15 protein-coding genes are annotated in these 16,706 nt (G+C 72.6%); 14 read left to right on the top strand and 1 reads right to left on the bottom strand.

The window, feature by feature from the left end; translation table 11 throughout:
* The first annotated feature begins 307 nt into the window (after nt 1-307).
* The 10 genes from ACH34S_RS18340 to ACH34S_RS18385 all read left to right on the top strand — a co-directional run bounded on the left by ACH34S_RS18340 (nt 308) and on the right by ACH34S_RS18385 (nt 10,675).
* On the top strand, nt 308-1,639 hold the full coding sequence (locus ACH34S_RS18340; protein WP_395953862.1) for a sensor histidine kinase: 1,332 nt from the start codon (nt 308-310) through the stop codon (nt 1,637-1,639).
* Nucleotides 1,636-2,301, top strand: coding sequence for a response regulator (locus ACH34S_RS18345; RefSeq protein ID WP_395953863.1), 666 nt, complete (start codon nt 1,636-1,638; stop codon nt 2,299-2,301). Before ACH34S_RS18340 ends, ACH34S_RS18345 begins: the two co-directional genes overlap by 4 nt.
* A gap of 132 nt (nt 2,302-2,433) precedes the next feature.
* The gene (locus ACH34S_RS18350; RefSeq protein WP_395953864.1) at nt 2,434-3,387 is read left to right on the top strand and encodes an alpha/beta hydrolase; all 954 of its coding nucleotides are present in this window, start codon (nt 2,434-2,436) and stop codon (nt 3,385-3,387) included.
* Complete coding sequence (locus ACH34S_RS18355) at nt 3,380-4,645, top strand: acyltransferase (RefSeq protein WP_395953865.1); 1,266 nt, start codon at nt 3,380-3,382, stop codon at nt 4,643-4,645. The genes ACH34S_RS18350 and ACH34S_RS18355 overlap by 8 nt, the downstream gene beginning before the upstream one ends.
* Complete coding sequence (locus ACH34S_RS18360; RefSeq protein WP_395953866.1) at nt 4,561-5,568, top strand: alpha/beta hydrolase; 1,008 nt, start codon at nt 4,561-4,563, stop codon at nt 5,566-5,568. Before ACH34S_RS18355 ends, ACH34S_RS18360 begins: the two co-directional genes overlap by 85 nt.
* A gap of 101 nt (nt 5,569-5,669) precedes the next feature.
* On the top strand, nt 5,670-6,818 hold the full coding sequence (locus ACH34S_RS18365; RefSeq protein WP_395953981.1) for a PucR family transcriptional regulator: 1,149 nt from the start codon (nt 5,670-5,672) through the stop codon (nt 6,816-6,818).
* 256 nt (nt 6,819-7,074) lie between these two features.
* Nucleotides 7,075-7,995 (top strand): ACP S-malonyltransferase, encoded by a 921-nt coding sequence (locus ACH34S_RS18370; protein ID WP_395953867.1) that lies wholly within the window; start codon nt 7,075-7,077, stop codon nt 7,993-7,995.
* Nucleotides 7,992-8,957 carry a beta-ketoacyl-ACP synthase III gene (locus ACH34S_RS18375; protein ID WP_395953869.1) on the top strand — a complete coding sequence of 322 codons (966 nt, stop codon included), beginning with the start codon at nt 7,992-7,994 and terminating at the stop codon, nt 8,955-8,957. The genes ACH34S_RS18370 and ACH34S_RS18375 overlap by 4 nt, the downstream gene beginning before the upstream one ends.
* Nucleotides 8,958-9,011: 54 nt before the next feature.
* Complete coding sequence (locus ACH34S_RS18380) at nt 9,012-9,278, top strand: acyl carrier protein (RefSeq protein ID WP_395953870.1); 267 nt, start codon at nt 9,012-9,014, stop codon at nt 9,276-9,278.
* Nucleotides 9,279-9,367: 89 nt separating this feature from the next.
* Complete coding sequence (locus tag ACH34S_RS18385; protein ID WP_395953871.1) at nt 9,368-10,675, top strand: beta-ketoacyl-[acyl-carrier-protein] synthase family protein; 1,308 nt, start codon at nt 9,368-9,370, stop codon at nt 10,673-10,675.
* A gap of 310 nt (nt 10,676-10,985) precedes the next feature.
* Here the strand turns inward: ACH34S_RS18385 and ACH34S_RS18390 are convergent, their stop codons facing one another.
* A complete protein-coding gene (locus ACH34S_RS18390; protein ID WP_395953872.1) occupies nt 10,986-11,480 on the bottom strand; it encodes a DUF3145 domain-containing protein in 495 nt (164 codons plus the stop codon).
* Between the two features lie 322 nt (nt 11,481-11,802).
* Here ACH34S_RS18390 and ACH34S_RS18395 point away from each other — a divergent pair, with 322 nt between their 5' ends.
* From ACH34S_RS18395 to ACH34S_RS18410, 4 genes are read left to right on the top strand one after another with little or no spacing between them, the layout of a single operon-like run.
* Nucleotides 11,803-13,032 (top strand): S8 family peptidase, encoded by a 1,230-nt coding sequence (locus ACH34S_RS18395; RefSeq protein ID WP_395953873.1) that lies wholly within the window; start codon nt 11,803-11,805, stop codon nt 13,030-13,032.
* Nucleotides 13,033-13,085: 53 nt separating this feature from the next.
* Nucleotides 13,086-13,658: an RNA polymerase sigma factor gene (locus ACH34S_RS18400; RefSeq protein WP_395953874.1), complete on the top strand. Its 573-nt coding sequence runs from the start codon at nt 13,086-13,088 to the stop codon at nt 13,656-13,658.
* Nucleotides 13,655-14,107, top strand: a complete 453-nt coding sequence (locus ACH34S_RS18405) for a hypothetical protein (protein WP_395953875.1) — start codon at nt 13,655-13,657, stop codon at nt 14,105-14,107. The genes ACH34S_RS18400 and ACH34S_RS18405 overlap by 4 nt, the downstream gene beginning before the upstream one ends.
* Nucleotides 14,104-16,632: a CHAT domain-containing protein gene (locus ACH34S_RS18410; RefSeq protein ID WP_395953876.1), complete on the top strand. Its 2,529-nt coding sequence runs from the start codon at nt 14,104-14,106 to the stop codon at nt 16,630-16,632. Before ACH34S_RS18405 ends, ACH34S_RS18410 begins: the two co-directional genes overlap by 4 nt.
* Nucleotides 16,633-16,706: the final 74 nt, after the last annotated feature.

A 16,706-nucleotide genomic window follows, 5' to 3' on the forward strand; every position in this document is an offset into this window, starting at 1 on the left:
CGCTGGTTCTTCACCTTGCGGTGCTGGACCGCGTAGCTCTCGCCGGAGGTTGGAGTATCGCGCGGGCTTCGCCAGACGTGAGCCCGATGTTCTTGACGTGGAAGGCGGCCAGTGCGGCGGGAGGTACTCCCGCAGAAGTGAATAGAGCTGGTTGGCGATCTGCTGGCGGCTGCAGCGCGCCGACCGGTGCACGGGCCGGTGTGGCACCTGGGTATCCCTCGGCCCGTTGCATAGCCATTGGGTATGACACGTCGTGTCCCACCACGGTGTCATCCGGGCTCGTCCTCGGTTTCTCTAGCCTGGGCTCATGGCCGGGGAGAGCGCTCTGTTGAAGTGGGTCCTGCGGGACGTGCTCCTGGCCGCCGCGGTGACGGGCCGCGCCGACCCCGCGCCGCTCGACCGGCCCTGGCCGTTCCTGCTCAGGTGGACGTGGTACATCGGCATCGGGCGGGCGCGGTTCGGCGTCGTGGTGAACGTGCTCGGGGTCGTGCTGACCGTCGTGATGATCGGCGGGACGATCTCGCTGCTGTCCGACGAGTCCATCCGGCGCGGCACCGAGATGTCCGGCGTGACCGAGCTGTTCATCGCGCTCGCGGTGACGGCGCCCTTCGCGCTGCGCGACCTGCACCCGCTCGCCGCGTGGCGGTGGAGTTTCCTCGGCACGGCGCTGGTCGACGTCGGCGGCTGGCTGAGCACGCCCTACGTTCCGTGGGGCGCGATCACCGCGCTCGCCTGCGTGTGCACTGTCGCGGTGCGCTGCTCCCGAGACGTCACGCTCGGCGTCGCGATCCTCTCCTTCGCCGGAGTGTGGCTCAAGGACACGGAGACGGCGCTCAACGCATCCGTCCTGCTCGTCCCGCCGCTGGCGGTGGGGTACGCGGTCCGGCTCCGGCAGACGTCGCGGCGGCAGCTCGCCGAGCAGCGGCTGCGGCTCGCGTTCGAGGAGCGGCGGCACCAGGACGCCGAGGCGGTGCTGACCGAGCGGCAGCGGATCGCGCGGGAGCTGCACGACGTCGTCGCCCACCACATGTCGATGATCGCGATCCAGGCGGAGGCGGCGCCCTACAAGGTCGAGTCGATTCCGGACGAGACGCGCCGCGACCTCGCCGAGATCCGCTCGACGGCGCTTGACGCCCTAAGGGAACTGCGCCGCGTCCTCGGCGTCCTGCGCTCGGAGAACGGCGCCGAGACCGCACCCCAGCCCGGCCTGGACCGGCTTGACGACCTGGTGAACAACGCGCGAGCAGCTGGCCTCCAGGTGACAACACGCCTGGACGGCGACCTGGTCGGCCTCCCCCCGGGCGTGGGCCTCACCGCGTACCGGATTCTTCAGGAGGCGCTCAGCAACGCGATGCGCCATGCGCCCGGTTCGCAGGTTCACGTCGATGCGTCCCACGCGGACGGCATAGTGTGGCTCGGCGTCGTCAACGGACCGCCCGCGAACGGCCAGCCCCCAGGCCCCGGGCTCCCGGGCGGAGGCCACGGCCTGATCGGAATGCGTGAACGGGCCACCGCACTCGGCGGCGGCCTGACCGCCCGCCCCACACCGGACGGAGGATTCGCGGTGACCGCCAACCTGCCCGTCGAAGCCCCGCCACGCCCGCGAGAAGGGCCTTCGCGGGCCGGCGATGCCACGTGACCATCCGGGTCCTGATCGTCGACGACCAGGGCATGGTGCGGGCCGGGTTCGGTGTGCTGCTGAACGCCCAGCCCGACATCGAGGTCGTCGGCGAGGCCGTGAACGGCGAGGAGGGCCTGCAGCGGGTGGCCGACCTGCGTCCCGACGTCGTGCTCATGGACGTCCGCATGCCGGTCATGGACGGCCTGGAGGCGACCCGCCGCATCCTCGCGGACGCCACCGCGGACGCCCCGAAGATCCTCATGCTCACCACGTTCGACCTCGACGACTACGTGTACGAGGCGCTGCGCGCCGGGGCCAGCGGGTTCCTGCTGAAGGACGCGTCCGCGACGGAGCTGGCGGACGCCGTCCGGATCGTGGCGGCGGGCGACGCGCTGCTGTCGCCGTCGATCACCCGGCGGCTCATCGCGGAGTTCTCCCGGCTCGGCGGGCGGCGGGCGCCGTCCCGCACGCGGCTGGCGGAGCTGACGGAGCGGGAGACCGAGGTCCTGACGCTGGTGGCGCGCGGCCTGTCCAACGGCGAGATCGCGCAGTCGCTCGTCGTCGCCGAGCAGACCGTCAAGACGCATTTCGGGCGGATCCTGATGAAGCTGGACCTCCGGGACCGTCCGCAGGCGATCGTCTACGCCTACGAGGTCGGGCTGGTCCGCCCGGGCGACTGATACCAGGGTCCAACCGGTGCTACCGGAGTCGCACCTCGGAAGACCACACCGCCGGTTGATCCGCGCTACGGCCTCCGATTTCTAACTTCCTGATCAGTGCTTCACCCCCACTGACCAGGAGGGACATTCCGGATGCCCAGCGTTCGCAAGGCCGCGGCCATCATGTCCATCCTGGCGGCGTCCGTGTCGGCGGCCACCGCGACCAGCGACACGGACATGTACGCCACCCCGGCCCCGCCGCCCAGCACGACATCGGCGACCCTCGACCTCCGCTATAAGGCGACAACCCGGGAGATCGAAAGCGCCCTGGCGACCGCCCGCCGCGTCCACGACAGCGACCGAACGAGCGCCCTCACCGCATTACTCGCCACCGGCCATCGACGGTTCCTGGTCTTCGACCCGCGAGGCCGCGGCCGCATCGTCGAGGTCATCGGCGACCTACGGCGCGCCGACCGGATCGCCGTGGTCGTGCCCGGCGCGGACAACTCGCTGACCAACTACGACTCCCCCAAGTTCGCCGGCGGCGGAAGCCGCGCGCTCTACCGGCAGGCCCGCGCCGCCGCACCCGGCACACGACTCGCCGTGATCGCCTGGCTCGGCTACGACTCGCCGCCCTCCCTCAGCACCGCCGTCCTGACCAGCAAGCGGGCCGAGCAGGCCGTCCCCACCCTGCGCCGCCTCCTCACCACCATCCACCGCGTCAACGGGCACGGCCGCATAGCGCTCCTCTGCCACAGCTACGGCTCGGTGGTCTGCGCCAAGGCCGCCCCACATCTCGCCCCACTGCCCGTGGACGAGATCGCCCTCTTCGGCAGCCCCGGCACCACCGCAGACAACATCACAGACCTCCGGACGTCCGCCCGCGTCTGGGCAGGCCGTGCGAAGGGCGACTGGATGCGGCACGTGCCGAACGTCCGCTTCGCCGGACTGGGCTTCGGCCCCGACCCCGTCTCCCCCGGCTTCGGCGCACTCCGCTTCGACGCCGGGACGGGCCCGCACAGCGCCTACCTGAAGTCCGGCTCCCTCGCACTCCGCAACCTCGCCCTGATCGCCCTCGGCCGCGCCACGGAGGTCACCCGTGCTTGAGACCGCACTCGCTCCCCCGCCCGCGGCAACGCGCCCACCCCGTGACCTGGCCATCGACGCCCTGCGCACCTTCGCGATCCTGGGGATAGTCCTCGGCCACTGGCTGGTCACCGCCCTCGTGGCAGACGGCTCCGGAGAGCACCTACGAGTAGCAAGCCCGCTGAAGACGATGCCGTACCTGACCCCGATCACCTGGGTCCTGCAAACACTCGCCGTGTTCTTCCTCGTCGGCGGCTACACCACGGCCAAGGGCCTGCGTCCGGGTGAGCCATGGGTTCCCACGCTGCGGCGACGCCTGATCCGCTTCGCGCGACCGCTCCCCGTCCTGCTCCTCGCATGGCTCCCGGCCGCAGCGGCCCTGCACCACTGGGCAGGCTTCTCGGCGGACGGCGTCCGCACCCTGATCGAACTGGTGATCAGCCCGCTGTGGTTCCTCGGCGTCTACGTGGCCCTCACGGCGGCGGCTCCCTTGATCTCCGCCGTCTGGTCCCGCCTCCGCCTCGGCGGCGCCGTCTTCCTCATCGCCGCGACAGCCATGATCGACATCGGCCGCTTCGCGCTCGACGCGCCCGCCTGGACGGGCTGGGCCACCGTCCTCACCGCCTGGCTCGTGCCCTTCTATCTGGGCGTCGGCTGGGCGAACGGGGCGCTGCGCACCCGCCGGGCCCGGCTCGCCCTTCTCGGCGGCGGCGCGGCGGCGACCGCCGTGCTCATCCTGCTCGCCGGCTACCCGGCGAGCATGGTCGGCGTGCCGGGCGCGGCGGTCTCCAACCTCAGCCCGCCCACGCTCGCGGCGGTGTCCTTCGGCCTCGCCCAGACGGGCCTGGCACTGCTCCTCCACGGCCCGCTCACCCGCTGGACGCGACGCGCCCGAGCACGGGCGGCGATCTCCGCCGCCGGCCGCGCCGCGATGACGATCTACCTCTGGCACCAGACCGCACTGCTGACGGCCACGCTCGGGGCACTGCTCGCCTTCGGTAGCCTGCCAGGGCTGCACACCGCGCCTGACCAGCCGGAATGGGTGGCCGAACGGCTCCCCTGGCTGGCGGTGTTCGCCGTGACACTCGCCACGCTCGGGGCCGCCGTCCACCGCTTCGAACGAGCCCCCACGACACTCGGCCGTGGCGTCCGCCATGACACCCCCCGACGATCTTGGATGGTAGAAAGACGACGATGCCGCCGCCACACAAGACCGTCCCGAAACGACGGCTCCGGAGAGCCCTGGCCTGCGCCATATCCATCACGGCCGTCCTGCTGACGACCGCCGGGACGGGGCACGCCGACCCCTACGCGCCGCCCGTCGCCGTCCCCGCGATGGCGCCCTCCACCCTGGACGTCCGCTACGCGGCCGAACGCCGAGCCATCGAAGACGCCCTAACCACGGCACACGACGTCGGCGACACCGACCGAGCACGGGCCCTCGGCGCGTTCCTTCACCCGAACCGCCGGTTCCTCTACTTCGACCCGCGCGGCAACGGCCAGGCCGTCGAGGTTCTCGGCGACCTCACCAGGGCACAGCGGATCGCGGTCCTGGTCCCCGGCGCCGACACAACCCTGACGACCTTCGACTCACGCGGCAGCAAACCATGGTCGACCCCCGGCGGAGGCGCCCAGGCCCTCTACGCCCAAGCGGCCAGGTCGCAGTCCCCACACCCGAACCTGGCCGTCGTCGCATGGCTCGGCTACGCGGCACCGGAGACGTTCAGTAACGACGTCCTCACCGACGAACGCGCAGGCGAAGGAGGCGAACGACTCCGGCGCTTCCTGAACGGCGTCCACACGGTCAACCCGTCCGCCCGCGTCGGGCTGCTCTGCCACAGCTACGGCTCCGTGGTGTGCGGCCGGGCGGCACTGGACGGCCCCGACAACGCGGCCTGGCGGCAGGTCACCGACATCGCCCTCTACGGCAGCCCCGGAACCACCGCACCAACGGCCGCGAAACTGAGCGACACCGCACGAATCTGGGCCGGGCGCGGCACGACCGACTGGATGGAAGACGTCCCCCACGTCCGCATCTTCGGCCTCGGCCTGGGCCCCGACCCCGTCTCTCCGGCATTCGGCGCGCGAGTGTTCGACGCCGGAACCGGCGGCCACAGCGGCCACCTGCGCCCCGGCTCCACGTCCCTCCGCAACCTCACCGCCATCGCCCTGGGCCGCCCCACCGAAGTAGCCCCTGGTTAACCACCTCGTCGAAGCGGCGGGGTGGAAAGGGTGGCCGCGATGGGGTGGTTGGGGCCGGGTGATGGCACCCTGGGGTGGTGGACACCGCTAATGAGGCCGAGATGCGCGAGCAGACCACCCAGCGGCTGGAGAAGGCCATGGGGACGTTCGGCACTGCGGCGTTGACCCGCATGGAGGAGCAGCTTCCCTGGTTCCGGCGCATGCCCGCCGACCAGCGCTCCTGGATCGGCCTCGTCGCGCAGGCCGGGATCGCCGCGTTCGTCGAATGGTTCAAGAACGAGGAGAAGACCCGCCCTGCCATCGCGGGCGAGGTGTTCGGGACCGCGCCCCGCGAGCTGCTCCGCGCCATCAAGCTGCAGCACACCATCGACATGGTCCGCGTCATCATCGACGTCGTCGAGACCCGCCTGGACGAGCTGTCCGCGCCCGGCGGCGAGGCCCAGCTCCGCGAGGCGATCCTGCGCTACACGCGGGACGTGGCGTTCGGCGCGGCGCAGGTGTACGCGCGCGCCGCCGAGACCCGCGCCGCCTGGGACGCGCGGCTGGAGGCCCTCGTCGTCAACGCGGTGCTGCGCGGCGAGGTCGACGACGGCATGCACTCGTGGGCCGCCGCGCTCGGCTGGACGTCCAAGCCCGTCACCGTCATCGCCGGGTTCACCCCGGAAGACGAAGAGCCCGAGGTCACCATCGACCAGATGCAGCTCGCCGCCCGCCGCGCCCGCGCCGACGTGCTCGCGGGCGTCCAGGGCCACCGCGTCATCGTCATCGTCGGCGGCGACACCGACCCGATGGAGGCGGCCCGCCCGATCGCCGCCAAGTGCGGCCCCGGCCCCGTCGTCGTCGGCCCGCAGGTCCCGGACCTCTACGACTCCACCCGGTCCGCGCAGGCCGCCGTGGCCGGACTCCGCGCCGCCGCCGGCTGGCCGGACGCGCCCCGCCCCGTCCAGGCCAACGAGCTGCTTCCCGAGCGGGCCCTGGACGGCGACGACGACGCGCGCCGCCACCTGGTGGAGAACGTCTACAACCCGATGCTCGCCGCGGGCGCCCCGCTCCTCGACACGCTCACCACCTACCTCGAACAGGGCTCGTCGCTGGAGGCGACCGCGCGGCTGCTGTTCGTCCACCCGAACACCGTCCGTTACCGGCTCCGCCGCGTCACCGAACTCACCGGCCTCGCCCCAACCGACGGCCGCAACGCATTCACGCTCCGCATCGCGCTGGTCCTCGGCCGCTTCCAAAAACGCTGGTGACCCAAAACCGCGCGCACGGGTCATCCGACGGCAGGTCGGACGGGCCAGCGGCACAGGCGGCTGAAGCGTCGCGCGCAAACAGCGCTTGGGCGCGGCAAACCTAACGGCAGTGTGAGATTCGCCTGGGTTATGACCGGGCGTTCTAGGGGTCGCCCCCTAAAAAGACACAGCTTGTAGGGGTCGTACAAAGGGGTCCGACCAAAGTTCGTGCTGTTCCGCATCGTAGAGATAGGGGCATTGGCGGCAGGCTGGTCAGGTGATTCTCCTCGCATCGCCCGGCCAGGGCGCCCAGACCCCAGGCTTCTTGCAGCCATGGCTAGAGATACCCGGAGTCGCCGATCGCCTGGCCTGGTGGTCGGCGGTCACCGGGCTCGACCTGGTCCGCTACGGGACGACCGCGGACGCCGAGGAGATCCGCGACACCGCCGTGGCGCAGCCGCTGCTGGTCGCCGCCGCGCTCGCCGCCTACGAGGCCCTCTACGGTGCCGAGGACGGCCTGCCCGGTGTGGTCGCCGGGCACAGCGTCGGGGAGCTGGCCGCGGGCGCGATCGCCGGAGTCCTGTCGCCCGAAACGGCGCTGGTCCTCGTCCGGGAACGGGGACGGGCGATGGCCGAGGCCGCCGCCGTCACCGAGACCGGGATGACCGCCGTGCTCGGCGGCGACGCCGACGAGGTCCTCGCCTCCATCGACAAGCACGGGCTCACCGCCGCGAACGTCAACGGCGCAGGTCAGGTCGTCGCAGCCGGGACGCTCCAGGCCCTTACCGGGTTCGCCGACGATCCGCCCGCGAAGGCGCGGCTCCGTTCGCTGTCGGTCGCCGGGGCGTTCCACACCGAGCACATGGCGCCCGCCGTGGACGCGCTGCGGGCCATCGCGTCCGGCGCGCCCGTCGCCGGCCCGCGGACGCGGCTGCTGCAGAACCGCGACGGAGCCGTCGTCGAGGACGGGCCCGAGTTCGTCGAACGGCTGGTCGAGCAGGTCAGCGCGCCGGTCCGCTGGGACGCGTGCATGGCCACCATGCGCGACCTCGGCGTCACCGCGATCATCGAGCTGCCGCCCGCCGGGACGCTGACCGGCCTCGCCCGCCGCGAGCTGCCGGACGTCGAGCGGGTCGCCCTCAAGACCCCCGCGGACCTCGACAAGGCCCGCGAGCTGATCAAGGCGCACGCGTCATGACCGGGCTGCGCATCCCCGACGCGGCGGCCGGCGCCCGCATCCTGGCGTTCGGCGACTACCGGCCCGCCAGGATCGTCACCAACGACGAGCTCGCGGAGACCGTCGACACCAACGACGAGTGGATCCGCAGCCGCGTCGGCATCGCCGAACGCCGCATCGCCGGCGACGACGAGGGCATCGTCGAGCTCGGCGCGCACGCGGGCGGGAAGGCGCTCGCGGGCAGCGGGCTCGCCCCGTCCGACATCGACCTGGTGATCCTCGCCACCTGCTCGGCGGAGTCGCCGATGCCGGGCTACGCGCCGCAGGTCGCGCACCGGCTCGGCATCGACGCGCCGGGCGCGTTCGACATCAACGCCGCCTGCGCGGGCTTCTGCTATGCGCTCGCGACGGCAAATGCCGCCGTCCGGGCCGGGAACGCCCGCAACGTGCTTGTCGTAGGCTCGGAGAAGATGTCCCAGTGGATCGACTGGACCGACCGCTCCACCTGCATCATCTTCGCTGACGGTGCCGGCGCCGCGGTCGTCGCGGCCAGCGACTCGCCCGGCATCGGCCCGGTCGTGTGGGGCAGCGCGGGCGACAAGTACGACAAGATCATCATTCCGTCCCGGCACTCGTTCATCACGCAGGAGGGGCAGTCGGTGTTCCGGTGGGCGACCACCGCCATCGCGCCCGTCGCGGTCGAGGCGTGCGAGCGCGCCGGGATCCGGCCGGAGGACCTCGCCGCCATCGTCCCCCACCAGGCCAACCTGCGGATCATCGAGGCCATCGCCCGCAAGGTGAAGGCCAAGGACGCCGTCGTCGCCGACGACATCGTCCAGTCCGGCAACACCTCGGGGGCCTCGATCCCGCTGGCCCTCTCGCGCATGATCGAACGCGGCGACGTGCCGTCCGGTGCCCCGGCCCTGCTGGTCGGGTTCGGCGCCGGGCTGTCCTACGCCGCCCAAGTCATCCAGATCCCGTAGGCCGTCACGCCACAGCAGGCTCTGGACCAACCCATCGAAGGAGAAACGCAGACCATGGCAGAAGTCGCCACCGAACAGCAGATCCTGGACGGCCTCGCGGAGATCATCGACGACATCGTCGGCATCGACAAGACCGAGGTCACCCTCGAGAAGAACTTCATCGACGACCTCGACATCGACTCGCTGTCGATGGTGGAGATCGCCGTGGCCGCCCAGGACCAGTTCGGCGTCGAGATCCCCGACGACGAGCTGCGCAACCTCAAGACGGTGAAGGACGTCGTCAACTTCGTCCAGGGGCACGAGGCCCCGGCCAAGAGCTGAGACGCGGGCGGACGTGCCGCCGTTCCGGACGACCGGGACGGCGGCGTGCCCGCACCCACTCCCTTTCCAGTCCGCAAGGAGCACCAGCCATGAGCAAGAGCCAGACCAGAGTCGTCGTGACGGGTCTCGGTGCAACGACCCCACTTGGCGGAGACCTGCCATCGACCTGGTCCGCCCTGCTCGCCGGAGAATCCGGCGTCCGGCCCCTCGAGTTCGAGGGCGTCGAGGACCTGCCGGTCCGGTTCGCGGCGACGCTGAAGGCCGACCCGGCCGACACGCTGCCGCGGCAGTCGCTGCGCCGCCTCGACCGCAACCAGGCGATCGCGCTGATCGCCGCCCGGGAGGCGTGGACGGACGCCGGTTTCGCCCCGTCCCGCGGCGGCAAGCCGCAGAAGGGCATGGACAAGGCCGGCGTCGACGGCGGGTTCGACGTGGACCTCGACCGGCTCGGCGTCGTGGTGTCCAGCGGCATCGGCGGCCTGCACACCGCCCTCAACAGCTACGACGTGTACCGGGAGAAGGGCTGGGCGCGGGTCTCGCCCTTCACCGTCCCGATGCTGATGCCGAACGGCGCGTCCGGGCACGTCGGCATCGAGTTCGGCGCGACGGCCGGCTCGCACGCCCTGGTCAGCGCCTGCGCGTCCAGCGGCGAGGCCATCGGCTACGCCATCGACATGATCCGCGCGGGCCGCGCCGACGTGATCATCTGCGGCGGCACGGAGGCGTGCATCCACCCGCTGCAGATGGCGTCGTTCGGGTCCATGCGCGCCCTGTCCACCCGTAACGACGAGCCGGAGCGCGCGTCGCGTCCCTACGACAAGAACCGCGACGGGTTCGTCCTCGGCGAGGGCGCCGCGGTGATGATCCTGGAGACGGAGGAGCACGCCCGCGCCCGCGGCGCACAGATCTACGGGATCGCGTCCGGCGCCGGCTACTCCAACGACGCCTACGACATCGTGCTGCCCGAGCCGACCGGCTCCGGGCAGGCCAAGGCGATGCAGCGGGCGCTCGTCGACGCCGGTCTCGAGGCCACCGACATCATCCACATCAACGCGCACGCCACCTCGACGCCGGCCGGCGACGTCGCCGAGCTCGCCTCGATCAAGACGGGCCTGGGCGAGGAGGTCGCCTCCAAGGTCGTCGTCACCGCCACCAAGTCGATGACCGGGCACCTGCTCGGCGGCGCCGGCGCGCTGGAGTCGATCTTCACGATCCTGGCGCTGAAGGAGGGCCTCGTCCCGTTCGTCGCCAACCTGGAGGACCTCGACGACGAGGCCGACTTGGACATCGCGCGCGACGAGCCCCGGAAACTGCCGGACGGCCCCGCCGCCGCACTCAGCAACTCGTTCGGCTTCGGCGGCCACAACGTATCGGTCGCCTTCGAACGCGCCCTCTAAGGGCTTCGAAAGGCCCGGCGGGTTCTCCCCGCCGGGCCTTTCGCGTACCTAAGCCCATCTGTTCCACAGCACCCGACCTGCCATCGAGGTGACGCCCAAGCTGCCAGCCAGTGGGGACTGTGGGCGGTCGGGGCCTGTTCGGGGAGCGTGCGTCGTTCCGGGGAGCGTGCGTCGTTCCGGGGAGCGTGCGTCGTTCCGGGGAGCGTGCGTCGTTCCGGGGAGCGTGCGTCGTTCCGGGGGGCGCGCACGTTGCGGGACGAGAGCGCTCCAGCAGGACGGCGTCAGGTGGCCGCGCGGATTACCCGACGGGTCACACGGCGGCGTGCAGCCAGCGCACGGGGGCGCCGTCGCCGGCCCGGCGGAAGGGCTCCAGCTCGTTGTCCCACGGGGTGCCGAGCAGGCGGTCCAGCTCGATCTCCAGGGTGGTCTTGCCGACCGCGGCGTTCGCCATGACGGAGCGGAGCCGGTCCTCGGGGACCATGATGTCGCCGTTGGCCCCGATCACGCCCGTGAACACCCCGAGGGACGGGGTGAAGCTGAACCGGACACCGTCGGTGCCCGGGGTGGGATCTTCGGTGGCCTCGAACCGGACCAGCTTCCACGTACGCAGCGCGGAGGTGATACCGGCGGCGGTGCCCGGCTTTCCCTCCCAATGAAGTTCGGCGCGCAGCGTTCCCGGTGCGGCCGCCTGATCTGTCCACTCAAGGGAAACGGGCACACCGAGAACACCTGCGGCGGCCCACTCGATGTGCGGGCTCAGCGCAGGCGGCGCGGAGTGGACGTAGAAAACGCCACGTGCGGTCACCGGACCTCCTGGATCTGTACCGAGGCTCGTCTTCCCCTACGGCCTCGTACGTCCCAAGTCGGCGTCCGCGTCCCTCATTGTGCATCATCGGCACGTGTCGCACCACCGTGAGCCCACGGATTATCGAACGCTTGACCACAGGATGCACATCGTTCACGGGCGCTGACGGACCAGGTTAGGGCCTGCGACGCCGCCGCGCGGCGAAAGTTCAAGACGATCGCGTCCGGCTCCGGCCGCGTTCCACTGTCCGTTATCGGTCACGAACCGTCGTCCCGCAGGCACGATGAGTGCTGGGGCCGGGCCGATGCGAGAGCGAGGACGGATGTTCGATCAACAGGCGCGACTGGACCGGGTGCTCGCGCGGCACCGCGACGCGATCGTGGTGGAGCCGGTGCCGGGACGCCCGGCGCTGATCCGCCGTGACGAGATCCTGGTATCCGGTCAGGACGCCGGCGCGGCCGAGAGCCTCGTGCGGCGCTGGTCCGACTCGCGGCACGACGAGCGCGGCGTCACGCGGCTGCGGCTGCGCGCGGCGGCGAAGGTGGACGTGTGCGAGCTCGCGGCCGGGCTCGGTGGCGGCGCCGGCGCCCGGGTCGCGGACGGGCGGCACCACCGGTTGAGCGTGTCGCCGAACCATCTCGTCCACGGGCAGCCGATGTGGTGGAGCGGGCCCGCGGACCTGCCCCGTCCGGCCGCGCCCGTGCCCGCGCCGGAGGCCGCCGCGGCCCGGCGGGACGTGACGGTCGCGATCCTCGACACCGGCCTGTCGCCGCATCCGTGGTACGCGGACGCGCAGTGGTACCGGGAGCAGCGCGCCGAGGTCGAGGAGGTCCTCGACGCCGACCTCGACTACGAGCTGGACGCGCAGGCGGGGCACGGCACGTTCATCGGGGGCGTGGTGCTGCGGCACGCGCCGACGGCCCGGCTCGTGGCGCGCCGCGTCATCGGCGGCGACGGTGTCGGCGACGAGCTGGACGTCATCCGGGCACTGGGGTGGCTCGCGGAGCGCAGACGCCGCGCCGATGTGGTCAACATCTCGCTCGGCTGCCACACCTACGACGACCGCCCGTCCCCAGTGCTGGCGCGGGCGATCGCGGCGCTCGGCCGCCGGACGGTCGTGGTGGCGTGCGCGGGGAACACCGCGACCGACCGCCCGTTCTGGCCGGCGGCGATGAAGCCCGTCGTCGGCGTCGCGGCGCTGGACGGCGAGGTCCGGGCCGCGTTCTCCAACCACGGCTGGTGGGTGGACGCGTGCGCGCAGGGCGTCGACGTGACCAGCACGTTCGTGCGGTTCGACGGGACGCGCCCGCCCGTGCGCGGCATCGACCCCGACCTGTTCGACGGCTACGCGACCTGGAGCGGAACGTCGTTCGCGACGCCCGCGGTGGCGGGGCGGATCGCCGGTCTCGCGGCGGCGGAGGGGCTCGACGCGGTCACCGCGGCGGACCGCGTGCTCGATCCGGCGGCGCACCCCGTCCTCCCGGATCTCGGGGTCGTGGTCGGTTCCGGAGAGCGGCTCGGTCGCGAAGCGGTAACCGCCCACACGGAGTGACACTCTGATGCCATAGGGTTAGCGCTTGCGGGGGGCCTCGGGAGGAGACTTCGGTGGCCCATTGGGACGACAGTACGGACGAGCTGGTGGTCCGGGCGCGCGGCGGCGACGGCGACGCGTGGGCTCGGCTGGTGGATCGGCACAGCAGGTTGCTGTGGTCGATCGCCCGCTCGCACGGGTTGAACGACGCCGATTCCGGTGACGTGGTGCAGACCACGTGGCTGCGGCTGGTGGAGCGCATCGACACGTTGCGCGATCCGGGCGCGACGCCATGCTGGCTGGCGACGACCGCGCGGAACGAGAGCCTGCGGCTGGTGCGGCGGCGTGCCCGCGACCTGCCGCTGGTGCCCGCGCCGCGCGCGCCGGAACCCAGCGTGCGGGAGCCGAGCGTGCCGGAGCCGAGCGCACGGGAGCCCGGTCCCGACCGGGTGGTGCTCGACCGGGAGCGGGTCGGGCAGGTCGGTGCGGCGCTCGACGCGCTGCCGCGGCGCTGCCGGACGCTGCTGCGGCTGTTCGCGCTCGCGCCGACCCAGGCCGAGCTCGCCGCCGCGCTCGGCATCCCCGTCGGCAGCGTCGGCCCGACCCGGGCGCGCTGCCTGGACGCGCTGCGGAGGCTCGTGCCGTGAACGACGACGAACTGCTGGCGGGCATCCGGGACGCGTTCAACGTGCTGGACCCGGTGCCGGACGACGTGCTGGCGGCGGGACGCGCGTCGATCGCGTGGCGGACGCAGGGAGCGACGCTGGCGGAGCTGGCGCGCGACCGGGGCGGCCACTCGGCGGCGGCCGGGCTCCGTGCCGCGACGGGCCGCGTGCTGACGTTCACCTGCCCCGGCGCCGAGGTGGAGATCGAGGTGGCGGAGCACGGCAGGGACCGCGAGCTCACCGGGCGGCTCGTGCCGTCCGCGCCCGCGCTCGTCCAGGTCAGGCACCGGGACCTGCCACCGGACGGGATCACGACGCGCGCCGAGCCCGCCGGGCTGTTCTGCGTGCCGCGCGTCCCGGCGGGCCTGGTGAGCCTGGTCTTCCGGCTGGACGACGGCACATCGATCGTCACGAGCTGGATCCGCCTGTGACCGGGCCGGACGAGCGCGCGCTCCTCCGGCTGGCCGCCACCGACCCGGCCGCCGCGTACGCGCGGGCGCTCACGCTGCTGAACGGCGGCGGAGCGCCCGCGCGGCGGGTGGCCGGGCTCCGCGTGGCCGGGCTCGCCGCCAAAGAGTTGGGACGGCTGGACGAAGGGCTCGCTCTCCTTCATCAGGCCTTGGATCTGGCCGACGACGTCTATACGGCTGCGCAGGTGCGGATGAACCTCGTCGGGCTGCTTACGGCGCGCGGTGACGTCGCTGGAGCGCTGGCCCACGCGGAGGAGGCCGAGAGCGTCCTGGACGGCCCGGACGCAGACCGTCTGGCCGCGAACAAGGCGTGCGCCCTGGCAAGGGCCGGACGCCTTGACGAAGCACACGATGTGGCCGCACGCGCCTTGCCCCGCCTAAGGAGCGGGCACGACCCGGCCGCCCTCAATGGCCTGCTCACGAACCTGGGGCTGGCGCGGGCATTTCGTGGCGACTTCGCTGGAGCGGAATCGGCGCTGGTGGAAGCGGTCGCTGTGGGCGAGACGGCTGGGCTGCGCCATCAGACTGCGATGGCCAAGGGAAACCTCGGCTTCGCCGTGGCGCGGCGTGGGGACATCCCGCGCGCGCTTCGGCTCTACGCAGAGGCCGAACCCGATCTGACCGGGGAGCGCCTTGCGCAATGCCGGTTCGACCAGGCGGAAACGCTGATTCTGGCGGGCTTGCCCAGCGAGGCTCGTCCCGTCCTTCTGGCGGCCTTAGACGAGACCATGGCGAACGGCTACGGGTGTGACGTCGCGGACGGGTTCCTCCTGCTCGCCCACGCCGAACTGGCCGCCGGAGACCCGGAACAGTGCACGGAGGCCGCCGAACGGGCCCGTGCGACGTTCGCCGAGCAGGAACGCGCCGGATGGATGCTTCTGGCCGAGCACGTCCTGCTCAGGGCACGGTGGGCGTCCGGTGAACGGTCGGCCGTACTGCTGCGTTCGGCCGTGGCGACGGCCGAACGGCTGGAGAGCGGCGGCTGGGCCGATGCCGCCGACGAGGCCCGGATCGTCGCCGCGCGTGTGGCGCTGTCCCTGGGCAGACCGGCCGGGCACCTGCTCTCGTCCGTCGGGCGGGCGAGCGGCCCTGCGTCCGCGCAGATCGCCGCCTGGCACGCCGCCGCCCTCGAACGTTCCGCCCGCGCCGACCACAAGGGCGCGGTGGCCGCGGTACGGCTCGGGCTCCAGGTGACCGAAGACCACGCGGAAGCGCTCGGCGCCCTGGATCTGCGGGCCCGCGCGTCGGGGCTGGCCACCGAGCTGGCCGAACTCGGTCTCGGCCTGGCCGGTTCGGCACGGGAGCTCCTGGCGATCGAGGAGCGGCGGCGGGCGATCGCGCGTCCGGCGCGCGTGCGTCCGCCGAAGGATCCGGAGCGGGCGGCGGCCCTCACGGCACTGCGCGCCCTCAGCGTCGAGCGCACGGCCGACACGGCGCGGGCGGGCGCCGTCCCGCCGGTGCTGTCGCGGGAGATGGCGGACCTGGAGGCGAAGGTGCGGGCACGGACGCGCCACCGCCCGAGCGGAGCCTCCCCGCCCCGCTCCGCGGCCATCGCCGAGATCGCCGCCGCGCTCGGTGATCGCGCCCTCGTCGAGCTGCTCGCGATCGGTCCAGACTTGCACGCCGTCACGGTCGTCGACGGCCTGCTCCAACGCCACCACCTGGGGACGCGCGACGCGGTCGCCCATGACACGGGCCTGCTCCGCTACGCCGTCCGCCGCCTCGCCGAGAACGACCACGACCCGCAGGCGCTCGACGCCCTCGCCGACGCGGCCGAGCGCCTCGACGGCCACCTGCTCGACCCGCTGCGCGCCGATCTCGACGGCCGCGAACTCGTCATCGCCCCGACCGGCGTGCTGCACGGCCTGCCCTGGGCGGTGCTGCCGTCCCTGGCCGGGCGGCCGTTCACGATCGTGCCGTCCGCCAGCGCCTGGCTGCACGCCCGCGACTCCGGCCCCGCGGACGGGCACACGGTCTTGGTCGCCGGGCCCGGTCTCCGCCATGCCTCGCGCGAGATCGACGCCCTGCGGCCCCTCTACCCGGACGCCATCGTGCTTGACGGCGAGGACGCACGCGCGGAAACCGTCCGCGACGCCCTGGACGGCGCGTCCGTCGCCCACATCGCGGCCCACGGCGAGTTCCGGCAAGGCAACGCCCTGTTCTCGCGCCTGCGCCTGGCCGACGGGCCGCTGCTGGTCCACGACCTGGACGAGCTGACCGCCCCGCCGCGCGTGATCGTACTGTCCGCGTGCGACATCGGCCGCGCCGACGAGGGCGACGCCGTCCTCGGCATGGCGGGCGTCCTCCTCGCCCTCGGCGCCGGCACGGTGATCGCCAGCATCACACCCGTCCAGGACGCGGCCACACCCGACTTCATGTCCGCGTTCCACACCCGCCTAGCCGCCGGTCAACGCCCATCACGCGCCTTGGCCACCGTGGCCCGCCCACTAGGCGCAGCGGGCCTCCTCTGCATGGGCGCAGGCTAACGGCGGCCTGGCCAAACACGCGCTGACAACACCCCGGCCGGGACGTCGAGCAGCGGCGCGGCGGCCCGGCCGGA

This window comes from Actinomadura sp. 3N508, from assembly GCF_044326375.1.
GTDB lineage: Bacteria > Actinomycetota > Actinomycetes > Streptosporangiales > Streptosporangiaceae > Spirillospora.